This is a genomic window from Micromonospora sp. ANENR4 (genome assembly GCF_015354395.1).
GTDB lineage: Bacteria > Actinomycetota > Actinomycetes > Mycobacteriales > Micromonosporaceae > Micromonospora > Micromonospora aurantiaca.
Map to the genome: position 1 here is coordinate 83,543 of NZ_JADKYQ010000005.1, position 14,748 is coordinate 98,290.

At 71.9% G+C, this 14,748-nt stretch carries 17 protein-coding genes, 1 tRNA gene and 1 riboswitch; of the genes, 8 read left to right on the forward strand and 10 right to left on the reverse strand.

Annotated features, from left to right (window positions below; translation table 11 throughout):
• Positions 1–61: 61 nt before the first annotated feature.
• A complete protein-coding gene (locus IRY44_RS10255) occupies positions 62–694 on the reverse strand; it encodes a septal ring lytic transglycosylase RlpA family protein (protein WP_194800203.1) in 633 nt (210 codons plus the stop codon).
• Positions 695–877: 183 nt separating this feature from the next.
• On the opposite strand from IRY44_RS10255, the gene IRY44_RS10260 reads away from it, so the two are divergent.
• Positions 878–1,426 (forward strand): phosphoribosyltransferase, encoded by a 549-nt coding sequence (locus IRY44_RS10260; protein ID WP_194800204.1) that lies wholly within the window; start codon positions 878–880, stop codon positions 1,424–1,426.
• Between the two features lie 40 nt (positions 1,427–1,466).
• On the forward strand, positions 1,467–1,880 hold the full coding sequence (locus tag IRY44_RS10265; protein WP_151500991.1) for an ASCH domain-containing protein: 414 nt from the start codon (positions 1,467–1,469) through the stop codon (positions 1,878–1,880).
• Here IRY44_RS10265 and IRY44_RS10270 read toward each other — a convergent pair.
• From IRY44_RS10270 to IRY44_RS10285, 4 genes are all read right to left on the reverse strand, one after another.
• Positions 1,877–2,788 (reverse strand): LLM class flavin-dependent oxidoreductase, encoded by a 912-nt coding sequence (locus IRY44_RS10270; RefSeq protein ID WP_194800205.1) that lies wholly within the window; start codon positions 2,786–2,788, stop codon positions 1,877–1,879. The genes IRY44_RS10265 and IRY44_RS10270 overlap by 4 nt on opposite strands.
• A 21-nt stretch (positions 2,789–2,809) precedes the next feature.
• Positions 2,810–3,862: a MerR family transcriptional regulator gene (locus IRY44_RS10275; RefSeq protein ID WP_194800206.1), complete on the reverse strand. Its 1,053-nt coding sequence runs from the start codon at positions 3,860–3,862 to the stop codon at positions 2,810–2,812.
• A gap of 76 nt (positions 3,863–3,938) precedes the next feature.
• Positions 3,939–4,505 (reverse strand): NUDIX hydrolase, encoded by a 567-nt coding sequence (locus IRY44_RS10280; RefSeq protein ID WP_194800207.1) that lies wholly within the window; start codon positions 4,503–4,505, stop codon positions 3,939–3,941.
• 29 nt (positions 4,506–4,534) lie between these two features.
• Positions 4,535–5,428 carry a LysR substrate-binding domain-containing protein gene (locus tag IRY44_RS10285; protein ID WP_194800208.1) on the reverse strand — a complete coding sequence of 298 codons (894 nt, stop codon included), beginning with the start codon at positions 5,426–5,428 and terminating at the stop codon, positions 4,535–4,537.
• Between the two features lie 87 nt (positions 5,429–5,515).
• Here IRY44_RS10285 and IRY44_RS10290 point away from each other — a divergent pair, with 87 nt between their 5' ends.
• Together IRY44_RS10290 and IRY44_RS10295 are read left to right on the forward strand one after the other, a co-directional pair.
• Positions 5,516–5,911, forward strand: a complete 396-nt coding sequence (locus IRY44_RS10290) for a VOC family protein (protein WP_194800209.1) — start codon at positions 5,516–5,518, stop codon at positions 5,909–5,911.
• A gap of 9 nt (positions 5,912–5,920) precedes the next feature.
• Entirely contained in the window at positions 5,921–6,427 is a 507-nt protein-coding gene (locus IRY44_RS10295) for a GNAT family N-acetyltransferase (RefSeq protein ID WP_194800210.1), read from the forward strand.
• On the opposite strand, the gene IRY44_RS10300 is transcribed toward IRY44_RS10295, so the two are convergent.
• Both IRY44_RS10300 and IRY44_RS10305 read right to left on the reverse strand, forming a co-directional pair.
• Positions 6,406–7,017 (reverse strand): dihydrofolate reductase family protein, encoded by a 612-nt coding sequence (locus IRY44_RS10300; RefSeq protein WP_194800211.1) that lies wholly within the window; start codon positions 7,015–7,017, stop codon positions 6,406–6,408. The genes IRY44_RS10295 and IRY44_RS10300 overlap by 22 nt on opposite strands.
• An 80-nt stretch (positions 7,018–7,097) precedes the next feature.
• Positions 7,098–7,643, reverse strand: coding sequence for a hypothetical protein (locus tag IRY44_RS10305; RefSeq protein ID WP_194800212.1), 546 nt, complete (start codon positions 7,641–7,643; stop codon positions 7,098–7,100).
• Between the two features lie 114 nt (positions 7,644–7,757).
• On the opposite strand from IRY44_RS10305, the gene IRY44_RS10310 reads away from it, so the two are divergent.
• Complete coding sequence (locus IRY44_RS10310) at positions 7,758–8,534, forward strand: hypothetical protein (protein ID WP_194800213.1); 777 nt, start codon at positions 7,758–7,760, stop codon at positions 8,532–8,534.
• A 48-nt stretch (positions 8,535–8,582) separates the two neighbouring features.
• Here IRY44_RS10310 and IRY44_RS10315 read toward each other — a convergent pair.
• A tRNA-Gly gene (locus IRY44_RS10315) sits at positions 8,583–8,656 on the reverse strand.
• A 267-nt stretch (positions 8,657–8,923) separates the two neighbouring features.
• On the opposite strand from IRY44_RS10315, the gene IRY44_RS10320 reads away from it, so the two are divergent.
• Complete coding sequence (locus IRY44_RS10320) at positions 8,924–9,916, forward strand: zinc metalloprotease (protein WP_194800214.1); 993 nt, start codon at positions 8,924–8,926, stop codon at positions 9,914–9,916.
• A 70-nt stretch (positions 9,917–9,986) separates the two neighbouring features.
• Here the strand turns inward: IRY44_RS10320 and IRY44_RS10325 are convergent, their stop codons facing one another.
• Entirely contained in the window at positions 9,987–10,532 is a 546-nt protein-coding gene (locus IRY44_RS10325; RefSeq protein ID WP_194800215.1) for a pyridoxamine 5'-phosphate oxidase family protein, read from the reverse strand.
• A 78-nt stretch (positions 10,533–10,610) separates the two neighbouring features.
• Between IRY44_RS10325 and dcd the strand changes: the two genes are divergently transcribed.
• Positions 10,611–11,189, forward strand: coding sequence for a dCTP deaminase (gene dcd, locus IRY44_RS10330; RefSeq protein ID WP_043327610.1), 579 nt, complete (start codon positions 10,611–10,613; stop codon positions 11,187–11,189).
• A 49-nt stretch (positions 11,190–11,238) separates the two neighbouring features.
• Here dcd and IRY44_RS10335 read toward each other — a convergent pair whose 3' ends face one another.
• A complete protein-coding gene (locus IRY44_RS10335; protein ID WP_194800216.1) occupies positions 11,239–12,273 on the reverse strand; it encodes an NlpC/P60 family protein in 1,035 nt (344 codons plus the stop codon).
• A 13-nt stretch (positions 12,274–12,286) separates the two neighbouring features.
• A riboswitch (cyclic di-AMP (ydaO/yuaA leader) is annotated at positions 12,287–12,421 on the reverse strand.
• A gap of 238 nt (positions 12,422–12,659) precedes the next feature.
• On the opposite strand from IRY44_RS10335, the gene IRY44_RS10340 reads away from it, so the two are divergent.
• Entirely contained in the window at positions 12,660–14,693 is a 2,034-nt protein-coding gene (locus tag IRY44_RS10340; RefSeq protein ID WP_194800217.1) for an N-acetylmuramoyl-L-alanine amidase, read from the forward strand.
• Positions 14,694–14,748 lie beyond the last annotated feature (55 nt).

Below are 14,748 nucleotides of genomic sequence, written 5' to 3' on the forward strand. Positions count from 1 at the left end.
GGACGTGGACGGGAGAATGAACCTGGCCCGTCGGTCGTGGAAGTTCTGCCCGAGTGGCCGGTCAGCCGAGCACCTCGTACCGGACGTTCACGTGACCGAGGCTCGTGGCGGCGATGGTCGCGAACGCGGCGCGGGACAGGTCCAGGCACCGGCCGTCGATGAACGGGCCACGGTCGTTGATCCGCACCACCACCGACTTGCCGTTTGCCGGGTTGGTCACCCGGACCTTCGTGTTGAACGGCAGCGTCTTGTGCGCCGCGGTCAGCGCATTCGGGTTGAACGACTCACCGTTCGCCGTCATCTGACCCTCGGCGTAGAAGGACGCGCCGCAGGAGCCGCTGTCCACGACCTTCGGGCTGCTCGTCTTCTTCGCCGTCGGCGACGGGGAGGCGGTCCGAGCCTTGCTCCGGGAGGCTGCCTGCGTACGGCTCGACTTCGGGCTCGGGGTGGCCTTCGGCGACGGGCTGAGGCTCGCGCTCGGCGAGGCGGACGCGCTCGGCGAGGGGGCGGCCGACGTGAGGGCGGGCGTGCTGGGCAGCGTCTCGACCACGGCCGGCTCGGCGGGCGGCTCGGCGGAGGTGAGCCGCACGGCGCCGACGGTACCGCCGACCGCGAGCGCCACACCGACCGCCGCGGTCGCGGCGATGGCGGCGGGCGAGGAGAACTTGCGGGTACGAAGGTGCCTAGCAGCCACCGGCCCGGTCCTTTCGTCAGCTGAACAAACCGGCCCGGACCGTAACGAGAGAAGCACTTCCGAAGTCAACGTGATCATGGTGCTATGCCCGCATTTACCCTGGTACGTGTAGCCGATCACGCCACCGTCGATCGGCCGAACGGCCCACCGATCCGCCGGGACGGAAACCGTGGATCCGCCAGGATGGAAAGCGTGCTGAGTCGTCGCCTGGTCGAGCTCTTCCGGTGGATCGACCCCGGCCCGGGCAGCACCCACCTGGTCAGCGACATCTCCGGCTGGTGGCGTGACCCCGAGGTGCTGGCCCAGGTCGGGCCGGCAGTGGCCGGGCTGTTCCCCGAGGACCGCCCGACCGTCGTGATCGCCCCCGAGGTGACCGGGCTGCTGCTCGGCCCCCTCGTCGCGGTCGCCGCCGGTGCCGGGTTCCTGCCCGCGTACAAGGACGGCGGCGAGCGGCGCCGGGTCGGGCCGACGCGCTGGGCGCAGACACCCCCCGACTACCGGGAACGGCGGCTGCGGGTCGGCGTGGACGGCCGGCGGCTCGGCACCGGCGACCGGGTGCTGCTGGTCGACGACTGGGTCGACACCGGCGCCCAGCTCGACGCGCTCAGCCGGGTCGTCCGGGACGCCGGGGCCGACCTGATCGGCGCCGCCGCGCTCGTCGCGACCTGCCCGCCCGAGGTCGCCGCGCGGCTGAGGCTGCGCGCCCTGCTGACCGGCGCCGACCTGCCGTGAGCCCGCCGGCGGTGGCGGAGCGTGCCGTAGCGTCGGCGGCATGTGGCCCCGCATCGGTGGATTGCGCGCACTCGCCCTCGGCACACCAGGCGAGCTGCGCACCCGGCTCAACACCCTCGTGCTCTCCGGCGTGAAGACCGCCACCGCCGGTCTCGTGCAGGAGTACGACGACGAGAACGAAGAACTGGAGTACGTCGGCGAGCGACTGGTCCTGGTCGACGACAACGACGCGCTCGTCGGCGTCGTGGAGGTCACCGGCGTCGAGGTGGTGCGCTTCGCCGACGTGCCGTGGGACTTCGCCCGCGCGGAGGGCGAGGGCGACCGGTCGATCGAGGAGTGGCGCGAGGGCCACGGCGCCTACTGGGCCCGGCAGGGCACCCCGGTCACCGACGACACCCGGATCGTCTGCCTCCGGTTCCGGCTGGTCTCCACCGAGGGCAGCGTCGGCACCTAGCCGGCCCGGCGCAGCTCCGGCAGCAGCGCCGCCGCCTCCACCAGCACCGCCTCGTCACCCGCGTACCAGCTGCTGGCCCGGGGCCAGTGCGTCACCACGTCGGTGAAGCCCAGCCCGGCCGCCCGGGCCACCTGCTCGGCGAGGAAGTCGGCGCTGGTCAGCGAGAACATCGGCGCGGAGTCGAGCGACAGGTAGCGGTCCAGCGTCGCCGGGTCACGGCCGGCCTCCTCCAGCGTCCGCGACATCCGCTCGGACAGCTCCGTCACCGTGCCCCACCACGCCTCGACGTCGTCGCCGCCGAGCCCGGTGGTGACCCAGCCCTGCCCGAACCGGGCGACCAGCCGCATCGAGCGGGGACCGTTCGCGGCCATCACGAACGGCACCCGGGGCTGCTGGACGCACCCCGGGTTGTTGCGCGCGTCCACTGCGGTGAACCACTCCCCGCGCCAGGTCGTGCCGTCCTCCCGCAGGATCGCGTCGAGCAGCTCGGTGAACTCGGCGAACCGGTCCACGCGCTGCCGGGGCGGAAGCGTCTCGCCGCCGAGCACCGCCGAGTCGAAGCCGATGCCGCCGGCACCCAGGCCGAGCAGCACCCGGCCGTCCGACACGTCGTCGAGCGCCGTCACCTGCCTGGCGAACGCCGCCGGGTGCCGGAAGTTCGGCGACGCCACGAGCGTGCCGAGCTTCACCCGGGACGTCACGCCGGCCGCCGCGGTCAGCGTCGTCCACGAGTCGAACCACGGCCCGTCGACCAGGTCACGCCAGCCCAGGTGGTCGTAGGTCCAGGCGTGGTCGAAGCCCCACTCGTCCACCTGGGCCCACCGCCGACGTGCTTCCGACCAGCGCTGGTCGGGCAGGATCACGATGCCGATTCGCATGATCGCCAGGGTACGACCCGGGCCGGACATCCCGGCCCGGGTCGCGGGGGATCACGCCGCCAGGTCGGCGACCACGCAGGCGACGTTGTCCGGCGCGCCGGCCGCGTACGCCAGCTCTACCAGGCGCTCGACGGCCGTCTCCGGGTCGTCCGCCTCGGCCAGCGCGGCGTGCAGCGCGCCCGGGTCCACCACGGCGGAGAGACCGTCGGAGCAGAGCAGGTAGCGGTCGCCGGGCAGCGCGGTCCGCAGCGCCAGGTCCGCCTCCACCTCCGCGCCCGCGCCGAGCGCCCGGGCCAGCAGCGCCCGCTGCGGATGCACCCCCGCCTCGGCCGGCGTGAGCCGGCCCTGGTCGACGAGCGTCTGCACGTACGTGTGGTCCTGGGTGAGCCGGGACAGCTCGCCGCCGCGCAGCAGGTACGCCCGGCTGTCCCCGACGTGCACCAGCGCGAGCCGGGTGCCGCGCCGCACCAGCGCGGTGAGCGTGGTGGCGGGCTGGTCGGCGTCTGTGGCGTGCGCGCGTACCGCCCGGTCGGCCCGGTTCACCGCGTCGGCGAGCGCGGCGAGCAGGTCGGCCTGCGGCGCGTCCGCCTGCTCCAACTGCCGCAGCGCGTCCACCGCCGCCGCACTGGCGGTGGACCCGGCGGGACCGCGTACGCCGTCGGCGACCGCGAGCAGCGTGGCGCTCGCGTACGCGGTGTCCTCGTTGGAATCGCGGACCGTGCCGGTCTCGCAGCGCGTCGCGTACCGGAAGGTGGTCTCGGACATGGTGGTGCCCCTCTCGCTGAGCCTGTCGACGAGGAGCGCGACGGCCCGGCCGCGTGCTGCGGTGTCCGCGCTGACCCGCCGCCACCAGGCGTCGAGCGCCTCGGCGGCGGCAGCGGGCGGAAGGCCGCAGACGGTACGGATCTCGGCCAGCGGCATCCCGGCCCGGCGCAGCCCGGCGATCAGCCGCGCCCGGTCCGCCTGCTCCGGCGCGTAGTAGCGATAGCCCGAGTGCGGGTCCACCGCAGCCGGGGGCAGCAGCCCGCAGTCGTCGTAGATGCGCAGCGCCTTGGCGCTCAGGCCGGTCGCGCGGGCGAACGCGCCGATGGTCAGCAGTCGCACCGTGCCTCCCTCGCGCTCCTCGTGCCGGTCACCGCGACCGGCACCGATCACGCTGGGCCTTGCCGCAGGGGACGGGTCAAGGCGTCGCTGCCGCCAGTTTGGTCAGCATCCGGCCCAGGTGCGGCTCGATCGTGCCGGCCGGCGCCTCGGTCACCTCGGCCGGCGTCCACCAGCGGATGCCGGCGAACTCCACCGGATCGGGCGTGAACCGCTGGTCACGGTGGGCGGACAGCACGCACCAGAGGCTCACGTCGGTGTGCCGGTGCTCGGGCGGGCCGACCGTCTCGGTGACGGTGAGGAACGCCGGGCGCTCGCCGAACGGCGGCGCGAAGACCGCCGCCCCGCCCAGTTCCTCCCGCAGCTCGCGGCGCACCGTGTCGGCCGGGTGCTCTCCCGGCTCGACGTGCCCGCCGCTCGGCAGCCACATGCCCGCGAGACGGTGGTCGACCAGCAGAACCGCGCCGTCAGCCTGGTCGCGGAGCAGGAAGTACGCGACCAGGTGCGGCGACGGCGTACGCGGCTTGGCCCGGCGGAAGATGTCCTCCGTGCCGGCCAGCCAGGCCAGTGCCGCCTCCCGGTGCCGCGCCTCCAGATCGTCCCCCGGTGGCAGTTCCTCGACCAGTGCCCGGATCTCGTCCCGCATCCCGCCGATGCTGCCAGCCGGGTACGACGTCACTCCGGCGGCAGCGGGTTGGCGTCGGCGGCCGCGCGGACGAACTCGCGTACCCGGGTGGTGGTGTTCCCGGCCGGCCACACCGGACCGCGACAGATCGGCGGCGCGTCGTGGATCGGCACGTAGGCCACGTCCGGGCGGGCGTAGAACTGACGGGCCTGCTCGCCCACCGGCAGCACCCCGCGCCCCAGCGCGACGAGCGCCAGCATCTCGGAGAAGCTGCCGCCCACCGGGCCCTTCGGCACCGGGCGGCCGGACGGGGTGCGGTCCGGGGTGCGGTCCTGCTTGAACGCGGCCGAGGTCACCACCGGGTACTGCACCACCGGATGGTCGCCGAGCACCTCCAGCGACACCGACTCCTCGGCAGCGAGCGGATGGCCCGCGGCCACCGCGAGCACCCGGCGCTCGCGCAGCAGCACCGGGCCGTTCGCCATGCCGTCGAAGGGGTACGAGGCGATCAGCACGTCGATCGTGCCGTCCAGCAGACTCGACCGGGTGCTGGACAGCGGCGCCTCGTGCACGTGCACCTCGCAGTCCGGATGGCGCTCGGTGAACAGGGCCACCGCGCGCAGCAGCACCGGAGCTGTCGACTCACCCACGTATGCCACCCGCAGCTCGCCGGTGAGCCCGCGCCCGGCGTCGACGGCCCGCTGCACCGCCGCCTCGATGCCGGCCACCAGCGGGCGCATCTCCTCGGCCAGGCGGGCACCGATCGGGGTGAGCCGGACGACCCGGCTGGTGCGCTCGAACAGCGACGCGCCGATGCGGCGTTCCAGCTTGCGCACCACGTGGCTGATCCGTCCGGTGCTCACCCGCAGCCGCTCGGCGGTCCGCCCGAAGTGCAGTTCCTCGGCCAGGGTCAGGAACGTCTCGACCTCGTACCGCTCCAGCACCGGGCACCTCCGTCGTTGCCTGCGAGTAAACGATCGTAGTCCGGATCGGGGTTGGTCCGAACGGCGCGCCGGACCAGGGTTGACGGCATGCAGAACCATCTCGTGACGGTGACCGGGTTCGACCACCTCGTGCTTTCGGTGAGCGACGTCGAACGCTCCCTCGGCTTCTACTGCGGCACGCTCGGCCTGGCCCCGGTGCGGGTCGACAGGTGGCGGGCCGGCGAGGTGCCGTTCCCCTCCGTACGCGTCGACGCCGGCACCATCATCGACCTGATCAAGGGCGACCCGACCGGGTCCAACGTGGATCACTTCTGCCTCGTGGTGGAGCCGGTCGACTGGCAGCGGGTGGTCGACTCCGGGGTGTTCACCGTGCTGACCGGCCCGGTCCCGCGCTTCGGCGCACGGGGCACCGGCACCTCGATCTACGTCAGCGACCCGGACGGCAACACAATCGAACTGCGCTGCTACCCGGCCGACGCCTAGCCTGGGCCGATGCCGGAGCTGGAACGACTCGCCGCCCACCACGCACCCGCCGTGCTGCGGTTCGAGCGGGAGAACCGGGCCTACTTCGCCCGGTACGTCCCCGACCGGGGCGACGACTTCTTCACCGGATACGCCGCCCGGCACGCGGCCCTGCTGGACGAGCAGGAACGCGGCACCTGCCACTTCCACGTGCTGGTCGGCGACCACGGCGCCGTGCTCGGCCGGTTCAACCTGGTCGACGTCGCAGACGGCAGCGCCGAGCTGGGCTACCGGGTCGCCGAACGCGCCGCCGGGCGCGGGCTCGCGAGTGAAGGCGTACGGCGCGTCTGCGAACTGGCCCGCACCGAGTACGGGCTGCGCCGGCTGGTCGCCTCGGCGGCGCTGGCGAACCCGGCCTCGCTGGCGGTGCTCAAGCGTGCCGGTTTCGTGCCGGATCATCGGGTGGAGCTGGACGGGGAGCCCGGCCTGCGGCACGTGCTCGACCTCCGCGCGCCCTACGCGGCCGCGTCACCGTAGGCGGGCGCACCGGCCGGCTCGTACGTCAGTTGCAGCGTGCCGTGGGCGTGGGTGACCGACTCGGTGAGCCGCAGCGCGCTCGGCACCGTCCCCTCGCCGAACAGGCGCTTGCCGGTGCCGAGCAGCACCGGATACACCCACAGGTTGAGCCGGTCCACGAGACCGGCGCGCAGCAGCGACTGCACCAGGTCCAGGCTGCCGATGACGTGCACCTCGTCGTGGCGGGCCTTCATCTCGGTGACGCGCTCGGCGAGGTCACCGGACACCAGCGACGAGTTCGCCCAGGCCAGCGGCTCGGTGAGGGTACGGCTGACCACGTACTTCGGCACGCCATTGAGCAGGCCGGTGAAGGGGATTTCCTCGGGCGCCTTCGGCCAGTAGCCGGCGAAGATGTCGTACGTCTTGCGGCCCAGCAGCAGCGCATCCATGCTGCTGGCCTGCTGGAACATCACCGCGCCGGACGCGTCGTCGAGCAGCGGCATCTGCCAGCCGCCGTGGTTGAAGCCGCCCTCGCGGTCCTCGTCCGGTTCGCCGGGCGCCTGCGCCACGCCGTCGAGGGTCAGGAACTCGGTCACGATCAACTTGCCCATTGGTCCGCTCCTCCGGTCACCGCTCGTCCCCCCGTCAGACCCGGCAACGACCCGCAACTCATCGCCGCCACCGAGCCGCTCTACTCGTGCCGGACGAGCCTGAAGGGCACCCCGTCGATCTCCGTGACGTACCCGATCACCGGCACCGGGTTCTTCAGTTCCGCGATCTCGACAAGCAATGCGGTGGCAGTGCCGGCGTAGGGCTCGGGCGGGTCGATCAGGGCGGTATCGCAGACCACCGTCGGCCACTGCTCGGGAGGACCGTCGTCCAGGTGCCAGCAGAGCAGATAGTCGAGGTTCACGGCTCCCCAGACCCGGAGGTCTCCCGGTGAGGTGCCGAAGTGGTACGGGAACCCTCCTGTGCACTCCGCCCTCTCGTTCATCGCGTGATGCCAGTTCCGCGCGTACCGGAGGAATTCCGGTACGCCCCAGTCGGAAGGATGAAGCACTTCCAGGAAGCCGAGGTTGCCGTGTGGGAAGCGCTCGACGAAGCGTCGGTAGTCCTCGGGAAAGGGGTGGCCGGCGGCCTCGGTGAGGGCCGGCCAGTCGACCTCGATTCCCGCCGACCCGTCCCAGTCGAGCAGGACGGCGAGCCGGTCCGTCGTCGGCGAAGCGCTCGGTGTCATTCGGCGACCTCCGGCAGATGATCGTAGATCGGGTGCACGCCCCGCCCCGTCTCCACAGTAAGGTCATCTCTTCGGCAGGCGTATGCCTCCGGAGTCCTCGAAGGTGGATTCGCCATGATCCCCGATCGGACTGAGACAAGCGTCCTCCTGGACGAGGCACTGGCGGGTGTGGCCGTCGCGTTCCAGGGCATGACGGCCCACGAGCAGGAGTCCAACTGCGAGTGCCACTGGGGCAGCGCGGAGGAACTGGCACTGCTGAAGACGCCGGACGTGCCGCTCGATGATGACCTGTTTCGTCGCACGTACTGGACCACGGACTGGCACTACCCCGGTCTGCTGCTGCGCCGGATCCTGCCCCAGGTGACCCAGCACCTCGTGGACGGCCGAATAGTGGCGACGGACGGGCTGGACAGCCTGGCGAACTTCTTCGCCGTCTCCCCCTGGCACGAGTGGCCGAGAGAGCAACAGGCCGCCCTGCGGAGATTCCTGAACGTCTGGTGGGTGCACGTCCTGGTCGAGCCCGACGCGAAGGTGCCCGCCCACGCAGCCCTGTCGTTCCTCGCCGAGGCCACCACAAAGCTCACCCCTTGGCTGGCCGACTGGGCGGAGGCGCTGGCTGACGAGCCGGCCCGGCGACAGCTGGTCGAGGCCATGGATGAGTGGATGTACGACCTGGGGGGCGACGCACTCCCGTGGTCGAGTTGGCACGACATCGACGCGTGGGCCCCCGCGCTGCAACTGTGGGTGATACGACACGCGCCGGCCGTCCTGCGCGAGCACGACGCGTCGGCCGAGCTGCTCGAGGACATCAGCAGGCTCAGCCGGCCCGATTCCGAGCGGTACGACAAGCCGCTCTCGCGGTGGCGCGCCGGGCGCCCGTGGCCTGAGTGACGTCGAAGGCCCTGGCTGGGACTTGCGTCCTGACCAGGGCCTTTCGCGTGGAGCGGGTGACGGGAATCGAACCCGCACTGTCAGCTTGGGAAGCTGATGTTCTGCCATTGAACTACACCCGCAGCGGCACCACTCTACCTGAAGCCCCCCACCCCCGTGCAGTCAGGTGCGCGCGCCACCTCGGCGAGGTGGCGGCATCGGTGGGCGGTTGACCCCGCCACCTCCCCGAACTGGAGTGGATCAAGCACCCATCGGAGCCGACAGGCGCGAAGTTGCACGTCGGAAACGTATGGGCGTTCTCAAATGCGTCGATGGGATGTAACGTCTGCCCCACGTTTCCGAACCGGCGTGACACACCCCCTGCCACGCCGTCAGAAAGAGGTGGGCCCATGGGACTCCGTCCCAACCTGCTGACCCGGCGTACCGCCGGTGTCGCGACGTCGACCCTCGCGCTGCTGCTCAGCACCGCCGCCGTCGGCGTCGTCCCCGCTGCTTCGGCCTTCTCGGCCGCCCCGGACGGCGTCTGCGCCGAACCGGCCGACGCCCACGCCGACGAGCACGCGAACGCTCGCGTCGCGAAGGGCGGCAACGCCAAGCTGGACCCCAACCACCTGACCGCCAAGCAGGTCCGTGACCGTGAGGCCGACCTCGCCGCCGCGCAGCGCGAGCGGGCCGGCTTCCGGACCGGCGCCGTCGCTCCGCTGGCCACCGTGACGATCCCGGTCGTCGTACACGTCATCCAGGAGAACAGCACCCGGGCCGGCGGCAACATCACCGACTCGATGATCAACCAGCAGATCACCGTGCTGAACCAGGCGTACGCGGGCTCGACCGGCGGTGCCGCCACCGCGTTCGGGTTCCAGCTCACGAAGATCAACCGGGTGACCAACCCGTCGTGGTACCCGATCGTGCAGGGCTCCTCCGCCGAGCGCTCGATGAAGACCTCGCTGCGTGAGGGCGGCAAGAACACGCTGAACATCTACCTCGGCGAGCTGAGCGACAGCCTGCTGGGCTGGGCGACGTTCCCGAAGCGGACGCTGGACAAGATGGACGGCGTGGTCGTGCTCAACGAGTCGCTGCCCGGCGGCACCGCGACCAACTACAACCAGGGTGACACCGGCACCCACGAGGTCGGCCACTGGCTGAACCTCTACCACACCTTCCAGGGCGGCTGCTCCGGCTCGGGCGACAGCGTCTCCGACACCCCGGCCGAGGCGTCCCCGGCGTACCAGTGCCCGACCGGCCGCGACACCTGCTCGACCGCCGGCAAGGACCCGATCACCAACTTCATGGACTACACGTACGACTCCTGCATGTACCAGTTCACCGCCGGTCAGGCGAGCCGCATGCTCACCGCGTGGAACGCCTACCGCGCAGCCTGACCGTCGTACCACGTACCGGTGCCGGCCCTGTCCTCGGACGGGGCCGGCACCGGTCGTTTCGGGGTCGGGGTCAGGCGGCCGGGCGGCGGGTGTCGAAGCCGTGCCGCCCGCGCCGACCCTCGGCGGCCACCCGCTCCCGCCGGGCCGGTTCGGCTCCGCGCGGGTCGAGCCAGACCCGCACCTGCGGCGGGGCGGCGCCGGGCTGGGCCACCGGGTCGCGCCGGGTCAGCATCGCCACCTCGACGGTGAACTCGAACAGCCGCCAGTCGCCCTGCGGCGACGCGCGGGCGATCCGGGCCAGCCGCGTCACGGTGGCCGGGTCGGTCACCGGCCGCGCGCGCCCCGCGATGTACGCCTCGTCGTCGCTCTCCTCCGGCGGGAACGAGTGCAGCGCGTAGCGGCCGTCGCGTTCGAGGTCGCGCCGCTTCGGCGAGTCGATGACGAAACACCAGAGACCGTCGGCGGTGATCACCGGGGAGACCGGGTGGACGCGGGGGCCACCGTCGGCGCGGACCGTGGCGAGGTAGCCGAAGCCCGGCCCGTACTGCTGCATCAGGAGGCGGATCTCGTCGGCGAGGCGGGGCTCGTCGGCGGCGAATTCGGACCAGGAAGCCATGTGGACACTCTATCGAACACGTGTACGAAGATGTAGTGCGACACGCAGGTCACCCGTACCGGTCGCTATGGTGTTCCGATGCTGCTCTCCGACCGCGACCTGATCTCCGAGATCAAGGCCGGCACGCTCGCGCTGGAGCCCTTCGAGCCCACGCTGGTGCAGCCGTCGAGCATCGACGTACGCCTGGACCGGCTGTTCCGGGTCTTCAACAACCACCTCTACACGCACATCGACCCGTCGGTCCAGCAGGACGACCTGACCTCGATGGTGGAGGTGCCCGAGGGCCAGCCGTTCGTGCTGCACCCGGGCGAGTTCGTGCTCGCCTCCACGCTCGAGGTGATCTCGCTGGGCGACCAGCTCGCGGGCCGGCTGGAGGGCAAGTCGAGCCTGGGGCGGCTGGGGCTGCTGACCCACTCGACAGCCGGTTTCATCGACCCCGGCTTCTCCGGTCACGTCACGCTGGAGCTGTCGAACGTGGCGAACCTGCCGATCACGCTCTGGCCGGGCATGAAGATCGGCCAGCTCTGCATCTTCCGGCTCTCCTCGCCGGCCGAGCACCCGTACGGCTCGGCCGTCTACGGCTCGCGTTACCAGGGGCAGCGCGGTCCGACGCCGAGCCGGTCCTGGCAGAGCTGGCGCACCTGGCCGACGCGCTGACGGCACGGCCGGGGCCCCGCCGTCACCGGCGGAGCCCCGGGCCACGACCTCAGCCGGGACGGCCGTAGCTGTTGATGTCGCCGTCGTCGACCCGCTTCATGGTGATGGGCTTGCCGGACTGGGAGGCGTGCACCACCCAGCCGTCGCCCACGTACATCGCCACGTGGTGCAGGTCGCTGTAGTAGAAGACGAGGTCACCGGCGCGCAGCTCGGCGCGGCTGATCCGCTTCGTCACGCCGTGCTGCTGGCGCGCGTTGTGCGGCAGCGAGACCCCGCCCTTGGCCCAGGCCGCCAAGGTGAGGCCCGAGCAGTCGAAGTGGTCGGGCCCGGCCGCGCCCCAGACATAGATCTTGCCGATCTGGGCGCAGGCGAACTTGACCGCCGCCCCGGCCGGGCCGCCGGGGTAGCCGGCCGGGCACGGCGCCGGGCGCAGCGGGCCGCCGCCGCCCTTGCCGTACACCTTGAGCCGCAGCTTCTCCAGCTTGGCGATCTCGGCGTCGATCTGCTTCTTCTTCGCCGCGAGCTGGGCCTCGGTACGGGCCAGCCCGGCGATCATCTCGTCCAGCGGCTTCTTCTTCGCCGCCAGTTCGTCGCGCAGCGCGGCGACGGAGCGCACCTGCTCGTGCTGGCGGTGCGCGAAGCGGTCCAGCAGTTCCAGGCCGGTGACCAGGTCACCGGGTGAGCGGCTGCCCAGCAGCGCGTTCACTGTGGAGAGGTTGTCGCCCTTGTAGGCGTCGGCGGCGAGTCCGCCGACCTGACCGAGCGCGGCGTCCACCCGGGCCTGGAGGGGTGCGATCTGCCGGCCGAGCGCGTCGGCCTGCTTGCGCCGCGCGGCGAGCTGCTCGCGTACGGCGTTGACCTGTTCGATGACCGGTTCGAGCTTGTTCCAGTCGCGGTCGATCTGGGCCTCGATCTCGGCGACCGAGGGTTCGGCGTGTGCCGCAGTGGCGCCGCCGGTCAGAACGACTGCGGTGCCGACCAGCGCGGCGAGGGCGGTGGTGAAGCGGGACCAGCGGGAACGCGGCGCGACGCTGGACCGGTCGGTGGACCGGTTCGACGACGGCCGCGGGGCATGGAGTGCCACCGGGCGTCCGTACTCCTTCTTCCGTACCGCCTACCGGGTTAGCTGACGGATTCGGGCGGGAAGGGAGCCGCCCTACCGCATCGCTGCGGATTCACCCCAGGTACCTGGTTCCCCGGCTCGCCCGGAGGCGACTCGGCGGTGTCGGACCGTCACCGACCGGGTTGGACGGTGAGACGTGCGGCCGACGATTCACCAGAGTAAGGACCACCGTTATCGATCCGCAACTTCCAGCGACGTGACACTCCGTACGCGATGAAGGGCCGCACCCGGAGCGGAGGTGAAATTTTCTTTCAAGGCTGATTACTCGCTGGAAAGGTATTGACCCCCGCGGGTGTGCGGAGTGAGGGTGGAGACGCAGTGACACCCATCCCTGTCCAGGAGGTTCGATGCACCTCTCCGCCCCGCCGTCGGGCAGACGGATACTGCTCGCCGCCGCAGTGGCGACAGCCACCGCGCTGGCGACGACCGGCCCGGTGACCGCCGCGCCGGACACGTCCGCGCCCGCGAGCGACAGGCAACAACAATACGCCGCCGCGGCGGCCGAGTACGGCGTGCCGCAGAACGTGCTGCTCGGTGTCTCCTATCTGGAGTCCCGCTGGGACACCCACCCCGGGCAGCCGAGCACGAGCGGCGGCTACGGCCCGATGCACCTGACCGACGCCGCGCACATCCTCGCCATGCCGGGCAGCGCCCACGTCGACGAGGACGAGGACCCGCGCGGCGACGACTCCCGGCCGCTGAAGCTCGACCCGGCCACCGCCGCCGCGCCGGAGCGGGAGACCCCGCTGCCGCCCGCCTCGCTCCAGACGCTCGACGCCGCCGCCGCGCTCACCGGGCTCGACGCGGGCACGCTGCGCACCGACCCGGCCGCGAACATCCGCGGTGGCGCGGCGCTGCTGGCGTCGTACCAGAAGGCTCTGGGTGGGCCGGTCGGCGCCGGCACCGACCCGGCGGCCTGGTACGGCGCGGTGGCCCGGTACTCCGGCGCGGACACCTCGGACGCCGCGGCGGCCTTCGCCGACGAGGTCTACGACCAGCTCGGCCAGGGCGCCAGCCGCACCACCGACGACGGCCAGCGGGTCACGCTCGCCGCCACCGCCGCGCAGCCGGACCGCTCCCGGCTGGCCCGCCTCGGCCTGCGCAACGCCGAGCGGCCGGACGGGCTGGAGTGCCCGGTACGGCTGGCCTGCGAGTGGATCCCCGCGCCGTACGAGCAGCTCAGCGACGACCCGGGCGACTACGGCAACCACGACCTGGGCGACCGGCCGAAGCAGCAGAAGATCGAGTACATCGTCATCCACGACACCGAGGGCTACTTCGGCCCGAGCGTCGACCTGGTGAAGCGGGCCGACTACCTGGGCTGGCACTACACGCTGCGCTCGGTGGACGGCTACATCGCCCAGCACATCAAGACCAAGGACGTGGGCTGGCACGCCGGCAACTGGTACGTCAACGCCAAGTCCATCGGCCTGGAGCACGAGGGCTTCGCCGGTCAGGGCACCTGGTACACCGAGGCGATGTACCGCACCTCCGCCAAGCTGGTGCGGCACCTGGCGCTCAAGCTCGGCATCCCGATGGACCGGCAGCACATCATCGGCCACGACAACGTGCCCGGCATCACCGCCGCCAACGTGGGCGGCATGCACTGGGACCCGGGACCGTACTGGGACTGGTCGCACTACTTCGACCTGATGAAGGCGCCGTTCCGCAGCACCGGCACGCCCCGTACCGGCCTGGTCACCATCGACCCGGACTTCGCCACCAACCGGCCGGCGTTCACCGGCTGCAACCAGCAGCCGCCCGGTGTCCCGACGCCCCGGCCGCCGGCCGAGCCGTGCCCGTCGCGCGGCTCCTCCGCAGTGATCCTGCGGACCGCGCCGAGCCCGGACGCCCCGCTCGTCAACGACCTCGGGCTGCGCCCGGACGGTACGCCGGACACCATGTACATCTCCGACCACGGCGCCCGCGCCTCCGCCGGTCAGACGTACGCGCTCGCCGGCCGGCAGGGTGACTGGACGGCGATCTGGTACCTCGGCCAGAAGGCGTGGTTCCTCAACCCGGCCTCCGCGCCGACCGCCAAGTGGGCCACCGGCTTCGTGGTGACCCCGCGGCCCGGCAAGGCCACCATCCCGGTGTACGGGCGGGCCTACCCGGAGCAGGCCGCCTACCCGGACACCATCCCGTACCAGACCATCTCGCCGCTGCAGTACACGTTCGCCGCGGGCCAGCGGTACGCGGTCGGCGGGGTGCTGCCCGGCGAGTACTACCGGGCGGTCTCGTTCGACGGTTCGGCACCGGGTGACCGGACCGTGGTCCGCGGCAAGAACAAGTACGTGCAGGTCCAGTTCGGTCACCGGATCATGTTCGTGAACCTGGACGACGTGCTGGTCCTGCCGTCCCCGGTCGGCACGCCAAGCTGACCTCTCCACGAGAACGCGAAAGCCCCCGGTCCCTGCGGACCGGGGGCTTTCCGTG

Coding starts and splice junctions, on each gene's coding strand:
- IRY44_RS10320 (WP_194800214.1), top strand. CDS start 8,924: ATGGGACTCCGTCCCAACCTGCTGACCCGGCGTACCGCCGGTGTCGCG.
- IRY44_RS10290 (WP_194800209.1), top strand. CDS start 5,516: ATGCAGAACCATCTCGTGACGGTGACCGGGTTCGACCACCTCGTGCTT.
- IRY44_RS10325 (WP_194800215.1), bottom strand. CDS start 10,532: ATGGCTTCCTGGTCCGAATTCGCCGCCGACGAGCCCCGCCTCGCCGAC.
- dcd (WP_043327610.1), top strand. CDS start 10,611: ATGCTGCTCTCCGACCGCGACCTGATCTCCGAGATCAAGGCCGGCACG.
- IRY44_RS10310 (WP_194800213.1), top strand. CDS start 7,758: ATGATCCCCGATCGGACTGAGACAAGCGTCCTCCTGGACGAGGCACTG.
- IRY44_RS10260 (WP_194800204.1), top strand. CDS start 878: ATGGAAAGCGTGCTGAGTCGTCGCCTGGTCGAGCTCTTCCGGTGGATC.
- IRY44_RS10270 (WP_194800205.1), bottom strand. CDS start 2,788: ATGTCCGGCCCGGGTCGTACCCTGGCGATCATGCGAATCGGCATCGTG.
- IRY44_RS10295 (WP_194800210.1), top strand. CDS start 5,921: ATGCCGGAGCTGGAACGACTCGCCGCCCACCACGCACCCGCCGTGCTG.
- IRY44_RS10300 (WP_194800211.1), bottom strand. CDS start 7,017: ATGGGCAAGTTGATCGTGACCGAGTTCCTGACCCTCGACGGCGTGGCG.
- IRY44_RS10265 (WP_151500991.1), top strand. CDS start 1,467: ATGTGGCCCCGCATCGGTGGATTGCGCGCACTCGCCCTCGGCACACCA.
- IRY44_RS10280 (WP_194800207.1), bottom strand. CDS start 4,505: ATGCGGGACGAGATCCGGGCACTGGTCGAGGAACTGCCACCGGGGGAC.
- IRY44_RS10305 (WP_194800212.1), bottom strand. CDS start 7,643: ATGACACCGAGCGCTTCGCCGACGACGGACCGGCTCGCCGTCCTGCTC.
- IRY44_RS10340 (WP_194800217.1), top strand. CDS start 12,660: ATGCACCTCTCCGCCCCGCCGTCGGGCAGACGGATACTGCTCGCCGCC.